The organism is Haloarchaeobius caseinilyticus, assembly GCF_051207395.1.
Lineage (GTDB): Archaea > Halobacteriota > Halobacteria > Halobacteriales > Natrialbaceae > Haloarchaeobius.
Window position 1 is genome coordinate 1 of the sequence record NZ_JBPJZC010000001.1, and the last position, 17,312, is coordinate 17,312.

The window sequence follows — 17,312 nt, forward strand, 5'->3', positions numbered from 1 at the left end:
AGGGTAGTTTGGCCACGTGTTACTGAGCTATCTGCTACGAATATGAATTCGTACAACTAGCATGGCTAAATCGAACTCCAATAGCAATGACCTCCGGCAGGATCAACCGGAATGCTCCCGAACCATAGTGGTCCGGGGGGCTTGGCGAGTTCCACCAATGATGGTGGCACCAAATCGTCTAAATTGCGTATTCGAGGTGTACGTGGTCGACGACATCCGACCGGATGTCGCCGAACCACCAAGGCTCATATCAGATTCAGTCTTGACGGCGGACCGCAGGGGCTGAATCCTCATACGTGGGTGGACGCACCCCGACTGGGGTGTGTCCGAGGCACCCCGTCGCCCGGGGCGCCCTTCACATTATGTACGAATACCCGGTCAATATAAAAGGCCTACGAATCGGATGGCCTCTGAGACGACTTCTCACCGATAAACGTTCAATAACAATAGGAGTACGTATCACACAGTGTCGGCTCGGTCTTCTATTCTATTTATTCTTGTTCGCGCACGCGCGGAGACCTTCACACTGTGGTGAATTTCTTCGAACCCTAGATTAATTACCGTTGGCAGTCACCACTAGAACCATGGTTGGCAACAACAACCACACGAGACGTACGCTCCTGAAGACGACCACTGGTGCCCTCGTCGGCGCTGGAACGACGGGACTCGCCTCAGCAGCCCCGACTGACAAGGTCGAGGTGAACGTCGGCTTCAGCGGTGCCCGCGCGAAGTCGACGGTACGCGGACAGGCTGACGAAGTGGTTCGTGAGTTCGGATTCGACGCGATGACTATCCGCGTCCCGAAGAAGGCGCTGAAGGGACTCGAGAAGAACCCGAACGTCCGCTACGTCGAGGAGAACGGCGAGATGCACGCCATCGCGCAAACCGAGCCGTGGGGTGTCGAACGCGTCGACGCCGACGTGGCACACGCGAACGGCGAAACGGGCGATGGCGCTGACATCGCCATCATCGACACGGGAATCGACTCTGACCATCCCGACCTGCAAGCGAACCTGGGCGAGGGACACGCCGTTACTGGGTGTGGCGACGGCGGGTTCACGTGCTACTTCTACGGCAACAGCAACGACTGCTACGAGCCGTGGGACGACGACAACGACCACGGCACCCACTGTGCGGGAATCGCCAACGCGGTCAACAACTCACAAGACGTAGTCGGTGTCTCGACGGAAGCGACACTCCACGCGGTGAAAGTACTGGACTGTGCGGGGTCGGGGTCGTACTCTGATATCGCGGCAGGAATCGAGTACGTCGCCGACCAGGGCTGGGACGTGGCCAGCATGAGCCTCGGTGGGTCGAGTTCGCAGATGGTGAAGGACGCGTGCGTGTACGCGGCCGACCGTGACGTGCTCCTCGTCGCCGCGGCCGGGAACGACGGTGCGTGTACCGACTGTGTCGGCTACCCGGCAGCGTATCCCGAAGTCATCGCGGTCTCGTCGACCAACCAGAACGACGAACTCTCCAGTTTCTCCAGTCAGGGGCCGGAGGTCGAAATCGCCGCGCCCGGGTCGAACATCACGTCCACGGTCCCCAGCGGCACCGCCTCGTTCTCGGGTACCTCGATGGCGTGCCCGCACGTCGCGGGCGCGGGCGCGCAGTTGATGTCGAACGGTGCGAGTGCGAGTTCGGCACGGAGTACGCTCGGCTCGACGGCTGAAGACATCGGTCTCGCCGAGAACGAGTCCGGGAACGGCTTGCTCGACGTGGCGGCTGCACTCGGTCTCGATTCGAGCGACGATACCTGAACTGCAGTGAAAAACTAGATTCTTTTGTACCGATATCCGGCAAGTGGAACAGATTGCCGCTATTGCATGGGACAGTCGTGTTAAGCCGACTCGTGAGGGGGGTCAACAAAGTTCATTTCTAGAGCCGATGCTCAGAACCATTAGACATAACCGTTTAAAACTGCCAGAGAAGCCCCAAAACACCTGAATTGTCCTCCAGAGACTCAACCGACGAAACAACTAAATATCCATTGCAAATCACCAAGGATGGATGTCAAACAACGACAGGCAATCGTCACGACGTAACATTCTCAAGGCAACCTCGGGCGCTCTCGTGGGCATGGGAGTCATCGGTCTCGGTGCAGCCAAACCGGGCGACAAAGTAGAGGTAAACGTCGGCTTCGAAGGTGGCGCTGGGCGCAACGCCACGTTGACAGCAGCCGACGACGTCGTCCGCGAATTCAACTTCGACGCGGCGACCATTCAGCTGCCGATGAAGGCGGCCGAAGCGCTCGCACGGAACCCGAACGTCCGCTACGTCGAAGAGAACGGCACGATGTACGCCCTCGCAGAGACTGAGCCGTGGGGCATCGACCGGACCGACGCCGACGTGGCACACGCGAACGGCGAGACGGGCAGTGGCGCAGACATCGCGATTCTCGACACTGGTATCGACTCGGACCACCCCGACCTGCAGGCGAACATCGGCTCGGGCACCTCGTTCGTCGCGTGTTCCACGAAGGGTGGCTGCCGCTACGGCGCGAAGCCGGCGGACAACACCTGCTACGAATCGTGGGACGACGACAACAATCACGGGACGCACTGTGCGGGTATCGCCAACGCGGTCAACAACACTGAAGGCGTCATCGGCGTCTCCACCCAGGCGACGCTCCACGCCGTGAAGGTCCTCGACAAGTGTGGTTCTGGCTCGTTCTCCGACATCGCGGCCGGTGTCGAGTACGTCGGTGACCAGGGCTGGGACGTGGCCAGCATGAGCCTCGGTGCGTCCTCGGGCTCGCAGGCACTTCGTGACGCCTGCCAGTACGCCGTGAACCAGGGCGTCTTCCTCGTCGGCGCGGCCGGGAACTCCGGTCCGTGTACTGACTGTGTCGGCTACCCGGCAGCGTACCCCGAAGTCATGGCCGTCTCCTCGACGAACGACTCGGACGGACTCTCCTCGTTCTCCAGTCAGGGACCGGAAGTCGACATCGCCGCACCGGGGACGGACATCTACTCGTCCGTCGCTTCGAATGGCGACTACGACACGTACTCTGGCACGTCGATGGCGACGCCGCACGTCGCCGGTGCCGCAGGGCTGCTGATGGCCAACGGCTACACGAACACTGAAGCGCGTGACCAGCTGGCCTCGACTGCCGAGGACATCGGTCTCGCGGCGAACGAATCCGGTGCCGGCCTCCTCGACGTGGCCGCCTCGCTCGGTCTCGACTCGTCGGACAACTAAAAAACGGTCGCGGATGCGGTTTTTTCAGGCGTCCCGGCGCGCGCGCCACTCACGAGCCAACATCCCGTAGTAGTGGATGTCGTGGTGCTCGCCGTGTGCGTACCGCGCTTCGCGGTGGACCCCCTCGTGTGTGAATCCGAGCTTTTCGAGGAGCGTCTGTGACGGGTCGTTGAAGTCGAACGCGTAGGCACCGATCTTGTGGAGACCCAGTTGGTCGAAGCCGTAGTCGAACAGGAGTTCACAGGCGGCCGTCGCGTAGCCCTTGCCCTGTTCGGCGGGAACGATGTGGATGCCTGCGTCGGCCGTGTCGTTCGGGCGCTGGATGCGCTTCAGCGTGACCATCCCGACGTACTCCCCGTCACGACAGACGAGGAGTGCAACGGTGCCGTCGGCGCGGAGCCAGTCGAGAAAGCCCTCGGTGTCTTCGCGGTCGAACGGTTCGGCCGGGCCGCCAGACAGCACTCTGACTTCGGGGTCGTTACGCATCCGCTGGAGGTCGTCGAGGTCTTCGTCCTCGACGGGGCGGAGTTCGACACGGTCGTCTTGGAGGAACACGGGACCGGGCATGACTCAGTTCTCGTACTCGGCGCGCAGTTCGTCGATGAGTTGTCGGGCCGCCTGTCGGACCGCCTCGTCGCTGGACTGGGTCGGTTCCCAGCCGAGCGCGGAGAGCTTCTCGATGGAGAGGCGCATCTTCGGCACGTCGCCGGTCCAGCCGCGGTCGCCGCCGGTGTACTCGTACTCGGGGTCGACGCCGAGTTCGTTGGCGACGATGTCGGCGATGGTGTTGACCGAGGTCGTGGTTCGCGTCCCGAGATTGTACACGTTGAAGTCCTTCTCGGCGGTCTCGACGACGTGGCACATCGCGTCGATGCACTCCTCGACGTGGAGGTAGGACTTCTCCTGTAGACCGTTGCCGAGGATGGTCAGGGTCTCGGGGTCGTCGAGCAGTTTCTCGATGAAGTCCGGGACGACGTTGCCGCGCTGGTTCGGCCCGACGATGTTGGCGAAGCGGTACACCCACGTCTGAACACCGTAGGAGTGGGCGTAGGTGGAGAGAATTCCCTCGTCGGCGAGCTTGCTCGCGCCGTAGATGCTGATGGGTTCGAGCGGCGCGTAGTCCTCGGGCGTCGGCATCGGGGCCTCGCCGTAGACAGTCGAAGAGGAGGTAAAGGCCAGTTTGTCACAGCCGACTTCGTCCATCCGTTCGAGGACGTTGTACGTCATCGCGCCGTTCTCCTCGAACAGCTTCCGGTCGTCGTCGTAGTTCGTGTCGGTGTAGGCCGCGAAGTGGAAGACGATGTCCGTGTCTTCGGTGACGACGCGAGCCACGTCCTCGGGGTCGCACATGTCCGCTTTCTCGAACTCGACGCCGTCGGGGACGCGCTCGCGTGTCCCTTTCGAGAGGTCGTCCGCGACGAGCACGTCGTTGTCGTCGGAGAGATGGGCGGCGAGGTGCGAACCGACGAGACCGGCACCGCCGGTCACGAGAATCCGCTTGTCGGTGAGTTCCATAGTTTGGGGTCCACAGGCGGCGACCAAGTGCGTTCTGGTGTCTACGGCAACCGTGCAGAGACGAGCGAGACACCCGGTGCTCGCCGAAGGTCGGACCGTTCGAGGGCTTCGAAACCGGCATCGATGAGCCAGTCCGCGACCGTCTCGTACGGGTACACCCGCCCACCGAGAAGCACGCGATAATTCAGGCCGATGAACGCGTTCATCGTTCGGGCGGTCGCGATGGGACCGCTTCCCTCGAACTGTTCCATGACGGCGATACGCCCACCGGGGGCGAGCGCGTCGGCGACCCGGTCGAACAACTGTCGGTTCTCCGCCGGGTCGAACCCGTGGACAACGTTGAACACCAGTGCGAGGTCGTACCCGTCGCCGGCGGCAGTCGCGTCGCCTGCGAGGTCGTCCGACAGGATGTCGGCCCCGCGCGTCTCGACTCTGTCACTGAGACCGGCCGCCGCGACGTTTTCCCGGGCAACCGCAAGCGCGGCCGGGTCGTCGACGATAGTCGCCGTCGTGGTCGAGTTCTGCTCACAGAATCCGATGGTGTACCGACCGTGGCCCCCACCCACGTCGAGAAGTCGGTCGACACCGGTCGTATCGACAGTGTCGAGGACGGACGGGAGTCCGAGGCGGGCGGTCGCTTCGAATCCGCGCTGAGCGACCGGCCAGCGGTCCTCACGCTCGCCGAGCCACTCGTAGATGGTCTGCTCCGGTTCGCCGGTCCGGAGCACGTCGGCGGCGGTGTCGTCCCAGAACGGGAAGACGACCCGGTCCCAGAAGCGGAACCAGTCGATGAGCCGGACCTCGCCGACGAGCCATCGTTCACTCAGCCCGGAGAGCGAGAGCGTCTCGCCGTCGTAGTCGAGGTAGCCGGTTTTGACGAGGAAGTCACAGAGGAGTGCCAGCGAGTCGGCGTGACAGTCGAGTCGGTCGGTGAGTTCCCCGGGCCTCGCCGGCGACCGTTCGAGTTCTTCGAACACGCCGAGGTCGCCCGCCAGCGCAACCGACTTCAGCGTCCCCGCACCGAGCAGGTCGTAGATGGCTCCGGGTGCCCGGTTCGCGCGGAGGATGTACAGTCGTTCCAGCAGGTTGGGGACGTGTGGCATCGAGTCGAATTCGCGGAGAAGCGCCAAGAAAGTGGTGCAGAAGCGAAACCCCCTAACCCCTCTACTGGCAAGGCTCTCGCATGCAAGGCGAACCCGAGGTCGCCGTCTGCCGGCTGGCACACCGGCCGGGGCGTGACGACCGGATGACGACCCACGTCGGCCTGACGGCGCGGGCGCTCGGCGCGGACCGGGTCGTGTACCCGGACAACGCCGGACAGTCCGAGGAGACCGTGATGGACATCACGGGCCGGTTCGGCGGCCCGTTCACCGTCGACCTCGTCGAATCGACCAGCCGCGTCGTCACCGAGTGGAACGGCAAGATAGTCCACCTCACGATGTACGGCGAACGCGTGCAGGACGTTGAAGAAGAGATTCGTGCGGCGTGGCAGGGCACCGACGACGATGCCGATGACAACGATGACGAAACCAGCGAAGCCGACACCGACGGCCAGCCCCTCCTCGTCGTCGTCGGCTCCGAGAAGGTCTCGTTCGACATCTACGAAAAAGCCGACTGGAACGTCGGCGTGACGAACCAGCCACACTCCGAGGTGGCCGGCCTCGCCGTCTTCCTCGACCGCCTGTTCGACGGCCGCGAACTCGACCGCGAGTGGGAAGACGCGCAGAACCGCGTCATCCCGATGGCGACCGGGAAGAAGGTCGTTCCCGCGGACGAGGAGTAAGACGCAACTGGCGGCGACAGGGTTCTCGACGAACACTCTGGCGCGCGCTGGCGAGCGTGTCGAGCGAGAGTGAGACCGCGAGTCGTAGCCGCGCGAGGGATGAGTACTGGACCGGAGTGGAGCGATAGCGAAACGGAGGGAAGCACGCAATCGGTTGGGGAGGGTGTGGCTGCGTTGCGGGGCGGTGCGGTCATGTACCGTCGTGATTCGGGAACTTCTTCTCGAACCTGACAGTGCCGACGATGACAGCAAAAACGGTGGTACTACCAGTGAGAGCAGTGACTCGGAGAACCACGAGTGACAAGACTTAATGGCGATACGGCCCCCACATCGACGTAATGGCTTTTGAGGGACTGCTCGAAGACCCCGTCATCCAAAAATATCTCCACGAACTGGTCGGTCCGAAGGGCATGCCTGTGGCTGCTGCCCCACCGGACGGCGAGGTCACGGACGAAGAACTCGCCGAGGAGCTGGACCTCGAACTCAACGACGTGCGCCGGGCGCTGTTCATCCTGTACGAGAACGACCTGGCGACGTACCGCCGACTTCGTGACGAGGACTCCGGCTGGCTCACCTACCTCTGGACGTTCCAGTACGAGAACATCCCGGAGAACCTGGAAGAAGAGATGTATCGCCTGCTCGACGCGCTCGACGAGCGCAACGGCTACGAACGAGACCACGAGTTCTACCTCTGTGAGGTCTGTTCCATCCGTTTCGAGTTCGGCGAAGCGATGGACTTCGGCTTCGAGTGCCCCGAGTGTGGGTCGCCGCTCGAGTCGATGGACAACCAGCGTCTCGTGCAGGCGATGGAGGACCGAATCGCCGCCCTGCGCGACGAACTGAACGTGGACACAACACCGGGACACAGCGCGTAATGGTCGTCCTCGCAACCAAAGTGTACGTCACTGGTGACGCTCACGACCGCGCCATGGACGGACTTCGTTCGCTCGTCGACAACGCGGTCGGCGACCTCGACGTCGACGTGGAGGTCGGCTTACGGACAGACAACTTCCCGAGCGTGACGCTCTCCGGCCCCGACGAGGTCGTGGCGCGGAACGTCCTGCGCGAGGAGTGGGGCGAAATCGTCCCGCAACTCGAAGACGGCGAGACGTACGTCGGCACACTCGAATCGTGGAGCGACGAGGGCTTCGTCCTCGACGCCGGACAGGAGGTCCGCATCCCCGCGAGCGAACTCGGCCTCGGTCCGGGTTCCCCGGAACAGATTCGCGACCGCTTCGGGCTGGTCCAGCACCTGCCCATGAAGTTCGTCTACGGCGACACGCCGCGACTCGCCGACGAAGAGCGCGACCGCCTGTTCGAGTGGCAGCGAGGCGACGGCCGCGTCAACGTCAACAGTGCGACCCGCGGCGAGGTCCGCGCGACGGTCAACCGGGCCGGTCACGCCCGCGACATCGTCACCGTCGAGCGACTCGGACTCCTCGAACAGTCCATCATCTGCCCCGAAGACACCGACCCGCCGGGGCTGCTCTCCAGCATCGGCGGCTACCTCCCAGCCGAACTGAAGTGCGTCGTCCCGTAGGCCCATGAATCGACGACTGCTTCTCGGCGCGGCACTGGTCGTCTTGCTGGCTGCGAGCGCCGGCTGTACTGGGCTGTTCGGTGGCGGCGTCTCCGACGAGCGCCTCGACCAAGAGGCGGACTACGACTGGGACGAGGTACCGAGTTGGGAGACGACGAACGGAACCGACGGCGCGCCCGCACAGCCGAGACCGGTCAATTCGTCGGACACGACCGACGTGTACGTCAACGTCACCGGCGAGTCCTACCACGCTGTGTACCACCTCGACAACTACTCGGAGGAGGACTTCGAGATGTGGGTTCGCGGCATCAGCAACGAAGACCCGCTCGACATCTGGGCGCTTCGCTTTCGCTACCCGAACGGGACCGTCGTGAACGGCTCCGAGTTGAACGTCTACGAGACGAACTACCGGACGCACGTCGAACTTCCCAAGAGCGCGAACGGGACGACCAACGGAACCATCGCGTTCAGTGCCTCGGCCGAGCCCAAGAGTTTCTATCTGCCGAACTACATGGAGGGCTCGTACGAGGTCGTCCTCCCGAAAGGGATGCGCACCGACTTCTTCCTCTTCGGTCGCATCTCACCGGGGGCGAGTCAGTCGCCGACCATCGAAGACGGGCGAGTCCACATCCAGTGGGACGAACTCGACAGCACCATTTCGGTCAAGTACTACCTCCAGCGTGACTTCTACCTGTTCATCGGTGCAGTCGGTGTCCTCGGGTTGGCCACCATTGTCGGGCTGGCGTACTACCGGTATCGCATTCAGGAACTCACCTCGCTCCGGGAGGACCTCGGGACGACCATCGATGTCGACGACGGCGACGACCGATAACGGGTAGTCTTTCGCCGCCTGGCTGTCGCTTTTTACCACGCACCACCAACGTGTAGCCATGCAGGTAGCCGTCGTGACCGTCGGAGACGAACTCCTCAGTGGCGACACAGAGAACACGAACGCGACGTGGCTCTGTCGTCAGTTGACCGAGCGTGGCGTCAGCGTCGAGCGCGTGTTCACGATTCCGGACGACGTGAGCGTCATCGCCGAACTCGTCAACGAGAGCCACGCCGCGTTCGACGCAGTCCTCGTGACCGGTGGCCTCGGCCCCACGCACGACGACGTGACGATGGCGGGCGTCGCCGCCGCCTTCGGGCGAGACCTCGAACGAAACGAGGAAGCAGAGGCCTGGCTCACCAACCACGGGGGGTACTCGGCCGAGGACCTCTCGGAGGGGACGACACACCTGCCAGCCGAGGCTCGCGTCCTCCACAACGACGAGGGCGTCGCCCCGGGCTGTGTCGTCGAGTCGGTGTACGTCTTCCCGGGCGTCCCGACCGAGATGAAGGCGATGTTCGAGGGCGTCGCCGAGGAGTTCGCCGGAACGGTCCAGCACGTCGAGACGGTTACTGTCGCAGAACCGGAGTCGGCACTGGTCGGACGACTGTCGGACTTGCGCGAGACCTTCGACGTGACAGTCGGCAGCTACCCCGGCGAGAACGTCCGCATCAAACTCTCGGGCGAAGACGCTGAGGAAGTCGACGCCGCAGCCGCGTGGCTCCGCGAGCGTGTCGACGTGGCGATGGACTGACCGGGAGCCAGCGAAAAGTCAGTTGTACGGCGAACTCAGCCTGCGCGCTGGAAGACTCGTTCTTTGAGTAGTTTCCCGAACGCCTGGAGACGCTCACGTGGCGAGCGGTCGACCAGTCCGAGTTGTTCTGCGACACGCAGCGCGTCTTCGTAGCGCCACGCCTCCACGATTCGACCGTCTTCGATACGGAAGCGGTACACGACCGGTGCGGTGAATCGGTTGTTCGTCGCGGGGAACGTCCCGTACCCCGGTATCGGGAGGGTGCCGGTGTGTCGACCACGAACCGTACACTGTGCGACGACCTGGTCGCCGTCAGTCAGCAGCGACTCGACGGTCGCATCGCACTCTGAGAATATCTCGTGCTGTCGGTTCACGTGTCGTTCGAGCGCGTTGCGCCCTTTGACCATCGTCCCCCAGTGCGAGAGGTGTAACACGGCATCCGGTGCGAACACGTCTGGGATGGCGTCGACGGTGCCCCCGCCGAAGACGTCCTCGATGGCGCGACGGGCCAGAATTCGGTTCGCCACTGTCTCTGAGCGGTCGCCGACGCGTAGCTCGGAACTCATGCGGACGGTACGCGACCGGCAAGGATAGCGGTTCCGTCGGGTCAGTTCGTGTAGATGTGGTACAGCCAGCCGACGGTGATGAGGAGACTTGCGACCAGCACGACCCAGCCCGTGCCCTCGAACGGCAGCGGGGAGACGGATTCTGCGAGTACGACGTTCATATCGGGGCGGTTCCGTCCGCGGTGGCTTAAACGTTCACATCCGCGCGGACCGACGGCCGTTCGTGGCTGTCGATGGCCGGAAACGCGCCCTTTTTCCACGCGAGGGGGGAAGCACGAGTATGCGAATCGGGGTCGTCGTCAATCCCATCGCCGGCATGGGCGGCAGGGTCGGCCTGAAGGGCACCGACGGGAAGGTAGAACAGGCCCGCGAGCGTGGTGCAGAGCCACGCGCACCGGAGCGTGCGACCGACGCACTCACCGCGCTGGCGGCCCACGCGAGTGACCTGACTGTCTACACGCCACGCGGTGCGATGGGTGAAGACGAGGCTCGCGTCGCCGAACTCGACCCCGTCGTCGTCGACGTGCCGGCCACGTCGTCCGACCAAGCCGCGACGGAGACGAGCGCAGCAGACACCCGAGCAGCGGTCACCGCCTTCCTCGACCACGACATCGACCTCGTGCTGTTCGTCGGTGGTGACGGCACCGCCGTCGACGTGGCCGAAGCACTGGAAGCAGCCGACAGCGAGGTCCCGATGCTCGGTGTGCCCGCCGGCGTGAAAATCTACTCGTCCGTGTTCGGCGTGACGCCACGCGACGCGGGCCGGATCGCAGCCACTTTCGACCGAGTCGAAGAACGTGAGGTCAACGACATCGACGAGGACGCCTACCGCAGTGGCGAGGTCCACACTGAGTTGAAAGCCGTCGTCCGGGTCCCCGTCGCCGACGGCGTCCAGTCTTCGAAGCAGGTCGGTGGTGGTACCGTCGAGTCACTGGCCGAGGGCTTCGCCGACGATGTGGACCCCGAGACGACCTACGTCCTCGGCCCGGGCAGCACGGTCGGTGCCATCAAACGCGCGCTCGGCTTCGAACCATCGCCGCTCGGCGTCGACGTGTGGCGCGACGGTGAGGTCCTCGTCTCGGACGGGACCGAAGCCGAGATTCTGGCCGAACTCGGCGACCGGAACGAAATCGTCGTCTCGCCCATCGGCGGCCAGGGCTTCGTCTTCGGCCGGGGCAACCACCAGATTTCGCCCGACGTCATCCGCCAGTCGACCGTGACGGTCGTCGCCTCTCGGAGCAAACTCGACGACATCGGCGTGTTGCGCGTCGACACCGACGACTCCGAGGTTGACGACTCGCTCCGCGGCTGGCAGAAGGTCCGCGTCGGCCGATACGAGCACCGACTGCTGAAGGTCGTGTAGGTCGACCGCCAGTCGGCAACTGTTGCCAACAACCTAATCTATTAAATTTGCGTATTACCCAGTACGGCAGAATATAAGGAACACACAGTCAGATATAAGGTCTTGCTCTGGCTACGTCGGGGCATGGAGACACGTAAGGTGCAACGTCTTGGGCCGTCCACGCTGGCGATGACGCTTCCCGCCGAGTGGGCGAAGGAACACAACGTCGAGAAGGGCGACGAGGTGTCGCTGCGACTCGGCGGTAAAGGCACCCTGACGGTCATGTCGGAGTCGGCGAGTGCGGAAGAGTCAGAGGCGATTATCCACGCCGACAATTTAGACGCCGACGCAGTCGAGCGCGCTATCGTCGCACAGTACGTCCTCGGACGACGCGTCATCCGCGTCGAACACGCAGACGGAACACTCCCCTCGGACCACATCAACGCAGTCTACCGGGCAGAGACACAACTGATGGGCCTCGGCGTCATCGAAGAGACGCCCGAGAGCATCGCGATTCGCTGTTCGGTCGACCCCGAGGACTTCACGCTCGACAATCTGCTGGAGCGTCTCGAATCGACGGGCAGCACGATGCGTGGCGAGGCCATCAAGGCACTCGCCCACGGCAACCCCGACCTCGCCCAGCGAGCCCTGAACCGCGAGCGACAGGCGAACAAGATCTTCGTCCTGATGCTGCGACTCATCTTCACTGCCTACCAGAACCCGAACCTCGCACGCGCTGTCGGGCTGGACTCGGGCTTCCCGCTCATCGGCTACCGCTCCATCGCGAAGAACCTCGAACTCACCGCGGACAACGCCGAGGACATCGCGGAAATCGTCCTCGAAGCCGAGGGCCACTCGCTCGCCGTCGACTCCGGGACGATGCGACGCATCCGCGAGTTCACGGAGCAAGTCGACGAAATCACACAACTCGCCGTCGAATCCGCGGTCACCCGCGACTACGACAAGACCATCGAGGTCCGCGCGCTGTTCCACGAGATCGGCGACCGCGAGAAGGAGATTCTGAACGACCTCCCCGAGATGGACAACGAGGACCTGCTGCAGGTCCGCGAACTGCTCGTCAGCCTCCAGCAGACCGCCCAGTACGCGATGCGGAACGCCGAAATCGCGGTCAACCTCGCGCTGAACGAGGAGTCCGAACACACGACCATCAACTGAGTCGGGCTGGCGGTCTACGCTGTTTTTCTGTGTGATTTGGTCGAGCGTTCGTCTACGACTCAGTCCGCACCCACCTCTGGACGGCTGTCAGTCTGTGCCTTGTCGACGCTCGCAGACCGATTTTCGCCGGACTCCTCGGTTCGCGCGGACTCGCCGGCGTCGTCGCCGCACTTCTCGGCGAGCAGTGGACTCCGACTGGTCAGTTCGCAGTCGAACGCGGGATGTTCGACGAAGTGCCAGACGAGTGCGTGTCGGCGCGAACCAGTGATGCCCGTCTTCCCGACGGTCTCCGCACCGATTTCGTCGGGGAGACGGTCGTACAGACGGCGGACGTGCTCGAAGCGTTCGAACACCTTCGAGTTGCCCGTAGAATCGGCCATGCGTCGGGTCACCTCGTACGAGCCGTCCTCGCGATAGACCCCCGCAGTTCGAAGGAACTCGCGGCGCTCGGTGAGCGCGTCGGCCAACTGGTCACGTAGCTCGACGGCTGTCCGTCTATCCAGTGTGTGTGCACTGCCGTCCAGTCGGACGACTATCGACTCGCCATTAGCGGTCGCGGTACTCTCGTCACCGTCGGAAAACTCGATCAGGAGACTGGGTACTCCGTGTCATACGAGTCGAGATTTTCAGACCTCCCCCATAAAGCTACCGGGGTGACAGGTCGACGCCCCGAAGCAGCGGTTCGGCGCGGTCCGCGTCGTGCGGCGGCCAGCCGGGGGTGACCTCAGTCCGCAGACGCAGACACCTCCGACTCTGTCGTGCTCGTCGCGTTGCGTTCCTCGGCCTCGGACCGCTTTGCGACGGTCAGTGGGCTCCGACTGGTTATCTCGCAGTCGAAGGTTGGATGCTCGGCGAAGTGACGAACGAGCATGTGCCGGCGCGAGCCGGTGATGCCCGTCCGGCCGACCGCGTCGGCCCCGAACTCGTCGGGCAAGCGGTCGTACAGCCGACGCACGGCGTCGAAGCTGTCGAACACCTTCGCGTTGCCCGCGGAATCAGCCCCGCGGCGCGTCACTTCGTAGGAGCCGTCCTCGCGGTAGACCCCGGCAGTTCGGAAGAACTCACGTCGCTCGACGAGGGCGTCACCGATCTGCTCTTGTAGGGCGACGGCCTCGCGTCTGCTCAGGGTTCGTGCTGAATCACCGAAAGAGACGATTATCGATTCACAGTCCGCGGTGACGGAAATCTCATCACCGTCGGAGAACTCGACCAGGAGACTGGGTACTCCGGTTCATGTCTCACTGTGTGTCAGCGCGCCAGTTAAGGCTATCGCCGGCGACACCTATCGCCAGTAACCCATCGTCGGTCGTAGTCGTTCCCTCGTCGCCGCTGTCGTCGCCGGTTCCGCTCGCAGTCGTGGTCGTCGGGCCTGTGGCCGTGTTCGACCCATCCGTCGCGGTGCCAGCGTCATCGGTACCGGCGTCGGCGCTGTCGTCGGTACCCGCACTGGCTCCGTCGTCGCCAGCGCCATCGTCACCGGCAGCGGTAGTCGTCTCAGACTCGTTCGCCCCGCCGGACCGAGGCTGGTCCTTCGTGCCGAAGATGTCGGTTTCGATGGTCTCTTCGTAGGTGAAACGGTCCATCGGGACCGAGAACGACGTGCCGGCGACGTCGACCTTCGCGTCGAAGTTGATTCGAACCTGCGTTACCTGGTTGTTCTGGATGTGGGACGCCCACCAGTCGTCGAGTTTGTCGTTGTCGACGGTGGTGACGGTCCGGACCTGCGTGACCGCGCCCGAGGCGAGGACGTGCTCTTTCGTGTTCGTCCCCTGCCCGACCGACACGTCGTTCATCGTGATGTCGTAGCCGATTTCGGAGATGGGAATCGGGTACGGCTTCGGGTTGTACACGTAGAAGTCGAGGACGATGGGCGTCTCCTCGGCGGTGACGTTCCCCCACTGCGCGCCCGTCTCGTTGACGTACAGTACCGGGTCGGAGACGAACGCTCGGTTGGCGTTCACCTCGCGAGTCTCCGTCGAGTTGAACGACGAGAGCATGTCGGTCTGGACGTTCTGGGTCTGCGTGACGGGGAACGACTGGTCGATGAGCCCGGAGTCGAGCGACGCGTCGATACGGACGGTCGTCTGCTCGTCGTTCCGGACGTGGGTGACCCACCACTTCGGGATACGGTCATTTTGGAGGTTGGTTCGCATCGTCACCGTCGACTGTCCGGGCGGCGTGTCGATGCGCTCTTTCGTCCCGTTCGCCATCGCGACGCCGTTCATCGTGACCTCGTACTCTGCCGATGCGTCGAGAAACTTCGAGCCGATGGGGTTCGGGTTCGAGACGTTGAGGTCGGAGACGATGACCGTCGTCGTGTTGTTCGCACCGTCGAAGCGGTTCTCGACGCCCGAGACAGACGGGAGCCCCACGCCGAGAACCGAGACGACCAGCACGAGTGCGACCACCAGCGAGAGGAGCCCCACACCGAATATCCGGCGCTTGCTGCCGAACAGCGCTGTACGTACGTCGAGTCCATCGTCGTCACCACCCGACACTCCCGAGCCGTCGGTGCCTGCTGTCATTCGGTTGCCCCCAGGATGTTCAACACTAAAAGAGGTGATGCAAACTGTATTGGTATCATGACTTTCATCGGGGTCGACCCGCCTCGGCGGCCAGTCTCGTCGCCGTATTCTTCGCCGTCGCACTCACCGGGCCGGACAGTGAGAACTAAGGCCCTTCCCCGGAAAACGTCGGGCATGACTGCCACACCCACCGACGCCTCGGACAAGGGAATCGGCCTCGGCCTCGTCTTCGCGGCCGCGACCCTACTGAGCGCTGCCGGGATGGTCACGTTCGGCATCGAAGCACTCTCTGCGAGCGGCTCCAGTGCGCAGCAGGCAGGCGCGTTCGCGTTCGCTGCAGCGTGCGTCTTCGCCATGCTCTCGGTCTTCGCCATTCAGTGGTTCGAGATCTGAGCTAGCCGTACCTGTGAGCAAAAATCGTTATTAGCGTGAATCACGTATATTGGGCTAGACGATGAGCGATTACTCCGAAGAGGAGGTCCGAATACTCGCGTACCTCCGTGACAGCGTTTCGAAGGGGGAGCAGTACTTCCGCGCGAAGAATATCGCGGCTGCGCTCGACCTCTCCTCGAAACAGGTCGGCTCCCGACTCCCACGCCTCGCCGAGAAGTCAGAGGACGTGGACATCGAGAAGTGGGGCCGCTCTCGGTCGACCACTTGGAAGGTCACGCTCAGCTAATCTCCGACCGCTTCCACGACGTTTTTACCGATATAGCCACCAGATTGTACAATGACAGTCCGGGTAGAGCGGACGTTCGAGTTCCCGGTGCGTCCCGAGCGCGTCTGGGAGTTCATCGCAGACCCAGAGCTTCGCGCACGATCTATCAGCGTCGTCTCTCGGTTCGAACTCGACGACGAGACTGGGAAGCGCGCGACGTGGTACGTCGAACTACCGATTCCGTTGCTCAACAAGACCGTTCCGGTCCAGACGCGCGACGTAGAGCGCCGCGAACCAGAGTTCGTGAAGTTCACGGGTCGCTCGCGCGTGATGAAAGTGACCGGTGAACACGAGATAGTCCCGACCGAGGAGGGCTGTCGACTGACGAATCTCTTCGTCGTCGACGGCAAGCTACCCGGTGTCGAACGCTACTTCAAGCGCCACCTCGACGAGGAACTGGACAACCTCGAAGCAGCGATGCGCGAGTACCTCGACCTGCCAGCATGAAACTCGCCCTCGCCCAACTTTCGGTCGGAGCAGCCGACGTGCGGGGCAACGTCGAACGCGCCGAGTCAGCCATCACGACGGCCGCAGCACGCGGCGCGGACCTCGTGGCACTGCCGGAACTGTTCGACGTGGGCTACTTCGCGTTCGACTCGTACGCTCGCTTCGCCCAGGGTCTCGGCGGTGACCGACTCGCACGGCTCGCCGAGGTCGCAGCGGACCACGACGTGGCGCTGCTCGCGGGCAGTGTCGTCGAAGACCTCGCAGCGACCGCCGCCGAGACCGACGTTCCCACGCCCGCCGACGAAGGGCTGGCGAACACGGCCGTCCTGTTCGACGCCGACGGCCGCCGCCAGCTCGTCTACCGGAAACACCACCTGTTCGGCTACGGCTCGACCGAGACCGAACTGCTCACGCCGGGCGAGGGCGTCCCCGTCACCGAGCTCGGTGGGTTCACCGTGGGCGTGACGACCTGTTACGACCTGCGCTTTCCAGAACTCTACCGCGACCTGCAAGCGCAGGGTGCGGACATGGTGCTCGTCCCGTCCGCGTGGCCCTATCCCCGCGTCGAACACTGGCAGACGCTCCCACGCGCCCGCGCCATCGAGAACCTCTCGTACGTCGCGACCATCAACGCCAGCGCCGACTTCGACGACGCGACGCTCGTCGGCCGCTCCACCGTGTTCGACCCGTGGGGAACCCCGGTCGCCACGACCGACGACCAGCCGGACCTCGTCGTCGCCGAAGCCGACCCCGACGAAGTCGCCCGCGTGCGCGACGAGTTCCCGGCACTCGGTGACCGGCGAACGTAGCGAGTACGAAGCCACGGGGTTTATACGACAGGCCGCCCAAGCGTCTGATGCCGGTAAGACGCTTTTCACGTCGACCCCGGCAATCAACGCCCGTCGCACCCACG

Annotated in this window: 20 protein-coding genes and 1 rRNA gene; 13 read left to right on the top strand and 8 right to left on the bottom strand. The window is 63.7% G+C overall.

Annotated features, from left to right (window positions below):
- Positions 1-113 (bottom strand): 16S ribosomal RNA (locus ACSC1P_RS00005); the annotation flags it as partial.
- A gap of 471 nt (positions 114-584) precedes the next feature.
- Between ACSC1P_RS00005 and ACSC1P_RS00010 the strand changes: the two genes are divergently transcribed.
- Together ACSC1P_RS00010 and ACSC1P_RS00015 are read left to right on the top strand one after the other, a co-directional pair.
- The gene (locus ACSC1P_RS00010; protein ID WP_435358073.1) at positions 585-1,763 is read left to right on the top strand and encodes a S8 family peptidase; all 1,179 of its coding nucleotides are present in this window, start codon (positions 585-587) and stop codon (positions 1,761-1,763) included.
- A 250-nt stretch (positions 1,764-2,013) separates the two neighbouring features.
- Complete coding sequence (locus ACSC1P_RS00015) at positions 2,014-3,204, top strand: S8 family peptidase (RefSeq protein ID WP_435358074.1); 1,191 nt, start codon at positions 2,014-2,016, stop codon at positions 3,202-3,204.
- Positions 3,205-3,228: 24 nt separating this feature from the next.
- Here the strand turns inward: ACSC1P_RS00015 and ACSC1P_RS00020 are convergent, their stop codons facing one another.
- From ACSC1P_RS00020 to ACSC1P_RS00030, 3 genes are read right to left on the bottom strand one after another with little or no spacing between them, the layout of a single operon-like run.
- Positions 3,229-3,771, bottom strand: coding sequence for a GNAT family N-acetyltransferase (locus ACSC1P_RS00020; protein WP_435358075.1), 543 nt, complete (start codon positions 3,769-3,771; stop codon positions 3,229-3,231).
- A gap of 3 nt (positions 3,772-3,774) precedes the next feature.
- Entirely contained in the window at positions 3,775-4,719 is a 945-nt protein-coding gene (locus tag ACSC1P_RS00025) for an NAD-dependent epimerase/dehydratase family protein (protein WP_435358076.1), read from the bottom strand.
- Positions 4,720-4,760: 41 nt separating this feature from the next.
- The gene (locus tag ACSC1P_RS00030; protein WP_435358077.1) at positions 4,761-5,822 is read right to left on the bottom strand and encodes a class I SAM-dependent methyltransferase; all 1,062 of its coding nucleotides are present in this window, start codon (positions 5,820-5,822) and stop codon (positions 4,761-4,763) included.
- An 80-nt stretch (positions 5,823-5,902) separates the two neighbouring features.
- On the opposite strand from ACSC1P_RS00030, the gene ACSC1P_RS00035 reads away from it, so the two are divergent.
- The 5 genes from ACSC1P_RS00035 (at position 5,903) to ACSC1P_RS00055 (ending at position 9,625) form a co-directional block, all read left to right on the top strand.
- Positions 5,903-6,502, top strand: a complete 600-nt coding sequence (locus ACSC1P_RS00035) for a tRNA (cytidine(56)-2'-O)-methyltransferase (protein WP_435358078.1) — start codon at positions 5,903-5,905, stop codon at positions 6,500-6,502.
- Between the two features lie 338 nt (positions 6,503-6,840).
- Complete coding sequence (locus ACSC1P_RS00040; RefSeq protein WP_435358079.1) at positions 6,841-7,377, top strand: transcription factor; 537 nt, start codon at positions 6,841-6,843, stop codon at positions 7,375-7,377.
- The gene (locus ACSC1P_RS00045) at positions 7,377-8,042 is read left to right on the top strand and encodes a DUF2110 family protein (protein WP_435358080.1); all 666 of its coding nucleotides are present in this window, start codon (positions 7,377-7,379) and stop codon (positions 8,040-8,042) included. Before ACSC1P_RS00040 ends, ACSC1P_RS00045 begins: the two co-directional genes overlap by 1 nt.
- A gap of 4 nt (positions 8,043-8,046) precedes the next feature.
- On the top strand, positions 8,047-8,874 hold the full coding sequence (locus ACSC1P_RS00050; RefSeq protein ID WP_435358081.1) for a DUF5803 family protein: 828 nt from the start codon (positions 8,047-8,049) through the stop codon (positions 8,872-8,874).
- A gap of 58 nt (positions 8,875-8,932) precedes the next feature.
- Positions 8,933-9,625 carry a competence/damage-inducible protein A gene (locus ACSC1P_RS00055; protein WP_435358082.1) on the top strand — a complete coding sequence of 231 codons (693 nt, stop codon included), beginning with the start codon at positions 8,933-8,935 and terminating at the stop codon, positions 9,623-9,625.
- A 35-nt stretch (positions 9,626-9,660) separates the two neighbouring features.
- Here ACSC1P_RS00055 and ACSC1P_RS00060 read toward each other — a convergent pair whose 3' ends face one another.
- Entirely contained in the window at positions 9,661-10,191 is a 531-nt protein-coding gene (locus ACSC1P_RS00060; protein WP_435358083.1) for an ester cyclase, read from the bottom strand.
- Positions 10,192-10,471: 280 nt separating this feature from the next.
- On the opposite strand from ACSC1P_RS00060, the gene ACSC1P_RS00065 reads away from it, so the two are divergent.
- Positions 10,472-11,554: an ATP-NAD kinase family protein gene (locus ACSC1P_RS00065; RefSeq protein ID WP_435358084.1), complete on the top strand. Its 1,083-nt coding sequence runs from the start codon at positions 10,472-10,474 to the stop codon at positions 11,552-11,554.
- 123 nt (positions 11,555-11,677) lie between these two features.
- Positions 11,678-12,709, top strand: coding sequence for a PhoU domain-containing protein (locus ACSC1P_RS00070; protein ID WP_435358085.1), 1,032 nt, complete (start codon positions 11,678-11,680; stop codon positions 12,707-12,709).
- A 59-nt stretch (positions 12,710-12,768) separates the two neighbouring features.
- Here ACSC1P_RS00070 and ACSC1P_RS00075 read toward each other — a convergent pair whose 3' ends face one another.
- From ACSC1P_RS00075 to ACSC1P_RS00085, 3 genes are all read right to left on the bottom strand, one after another.
- A complete protein-coding gene (locus ACSC1P_RS00075) occupies positions 12,769-13,212 on the bottom strand; it encodes a DUF7528 family protein (RefSeq protein ID WP_435360244.1) in 444 nt (147 codons plus the stop codon).
- Between the two features lie 221 nt (positions 13,213-13,433).
- Positions 13,434-13,895, bottom strand: coding sequence for a DUF7528 family protein (locus tag ACSC1P_RS00080; protein WP_435360245.1), 462 nt, complete (start codon positions 13,893-13,895; stop codon positions 13,434-13,436).
- A 52-nt stretch (positions 13,896-13,947) separates the two neighbouring features.
- Positions 13,948-15,234 carry an LEA/WHy family protein gene (locus ACSC1P_RS00085; RefSeq protein ID WP_435358086.1) on the bottom strand — a complete coding sequence of 429 codons (1,287 nt, stop codon included), beginning with the start codon at positions 15,232-15,234 and terminating at the stop codon, positions 13,948-13,950.
- 174 nt (positions 15,235-15,408) lie between these two features.
- Between ACSC1P_RS00085 and ACSC1P_RS00090 the strand changes: the two genes are divergently transcribed.
- From ACSC1P_RS00090 to ACSC1P_RS00105, 4 genes are all read left to right on the top strand, one after another.
- Entirely contained in the window at positions 15,409-15,627 is a 219-nt protein-coding gene (locus ACSC1P_RS00090; protein WP_435358087.1) for a DUF7525 family protein, read from the top strand.
- 61 nt (positions 15,628-15,688) lie between these two features.
- Positions 15,689-15,913, top strand: a complete 225-nt coding sequence (locus ACSC1P_RS00095; protein WP_435358088.1) for a DUF7123 family protein — start codon at positions 15,689-15,691, stop codon at positions 15,911-15,913.
- 51 nt (positions 15,914-15,964) lie between these two features.
- Positions 15,965-16,399 carry an SRPBCC family protein gene (locus ACSC1P_RS00100; RefSeq protein ID WP_435358089.1) on the top strand — a complete coding sequence of 145 codons (435 nt, stop codon included), beginning with the start codon at positions 15,965-15,967 and terminating at the stop codon, positions 16,397-16,399.
- On the top strand, positions 16,396-17,208 hold the full coding sequence (locus tag ACSC1P_RS00105) for a nitrilase-related carbon-nitrogen hydrolase (RefSeq protein ID WP_435358090.1): 813 nt from the start codon (positions 16,396-16,398) through the stop codon (positions 17,206-17,208). The genes ACSC1P_RS00100 and ACSC1P_RS00105 overlap by 4 nt, the downstream gene beginning before the upstream one ends.
- The last annotated feature ends 104 nt before the right edge of the window (positions 17,209-17,312 follow it).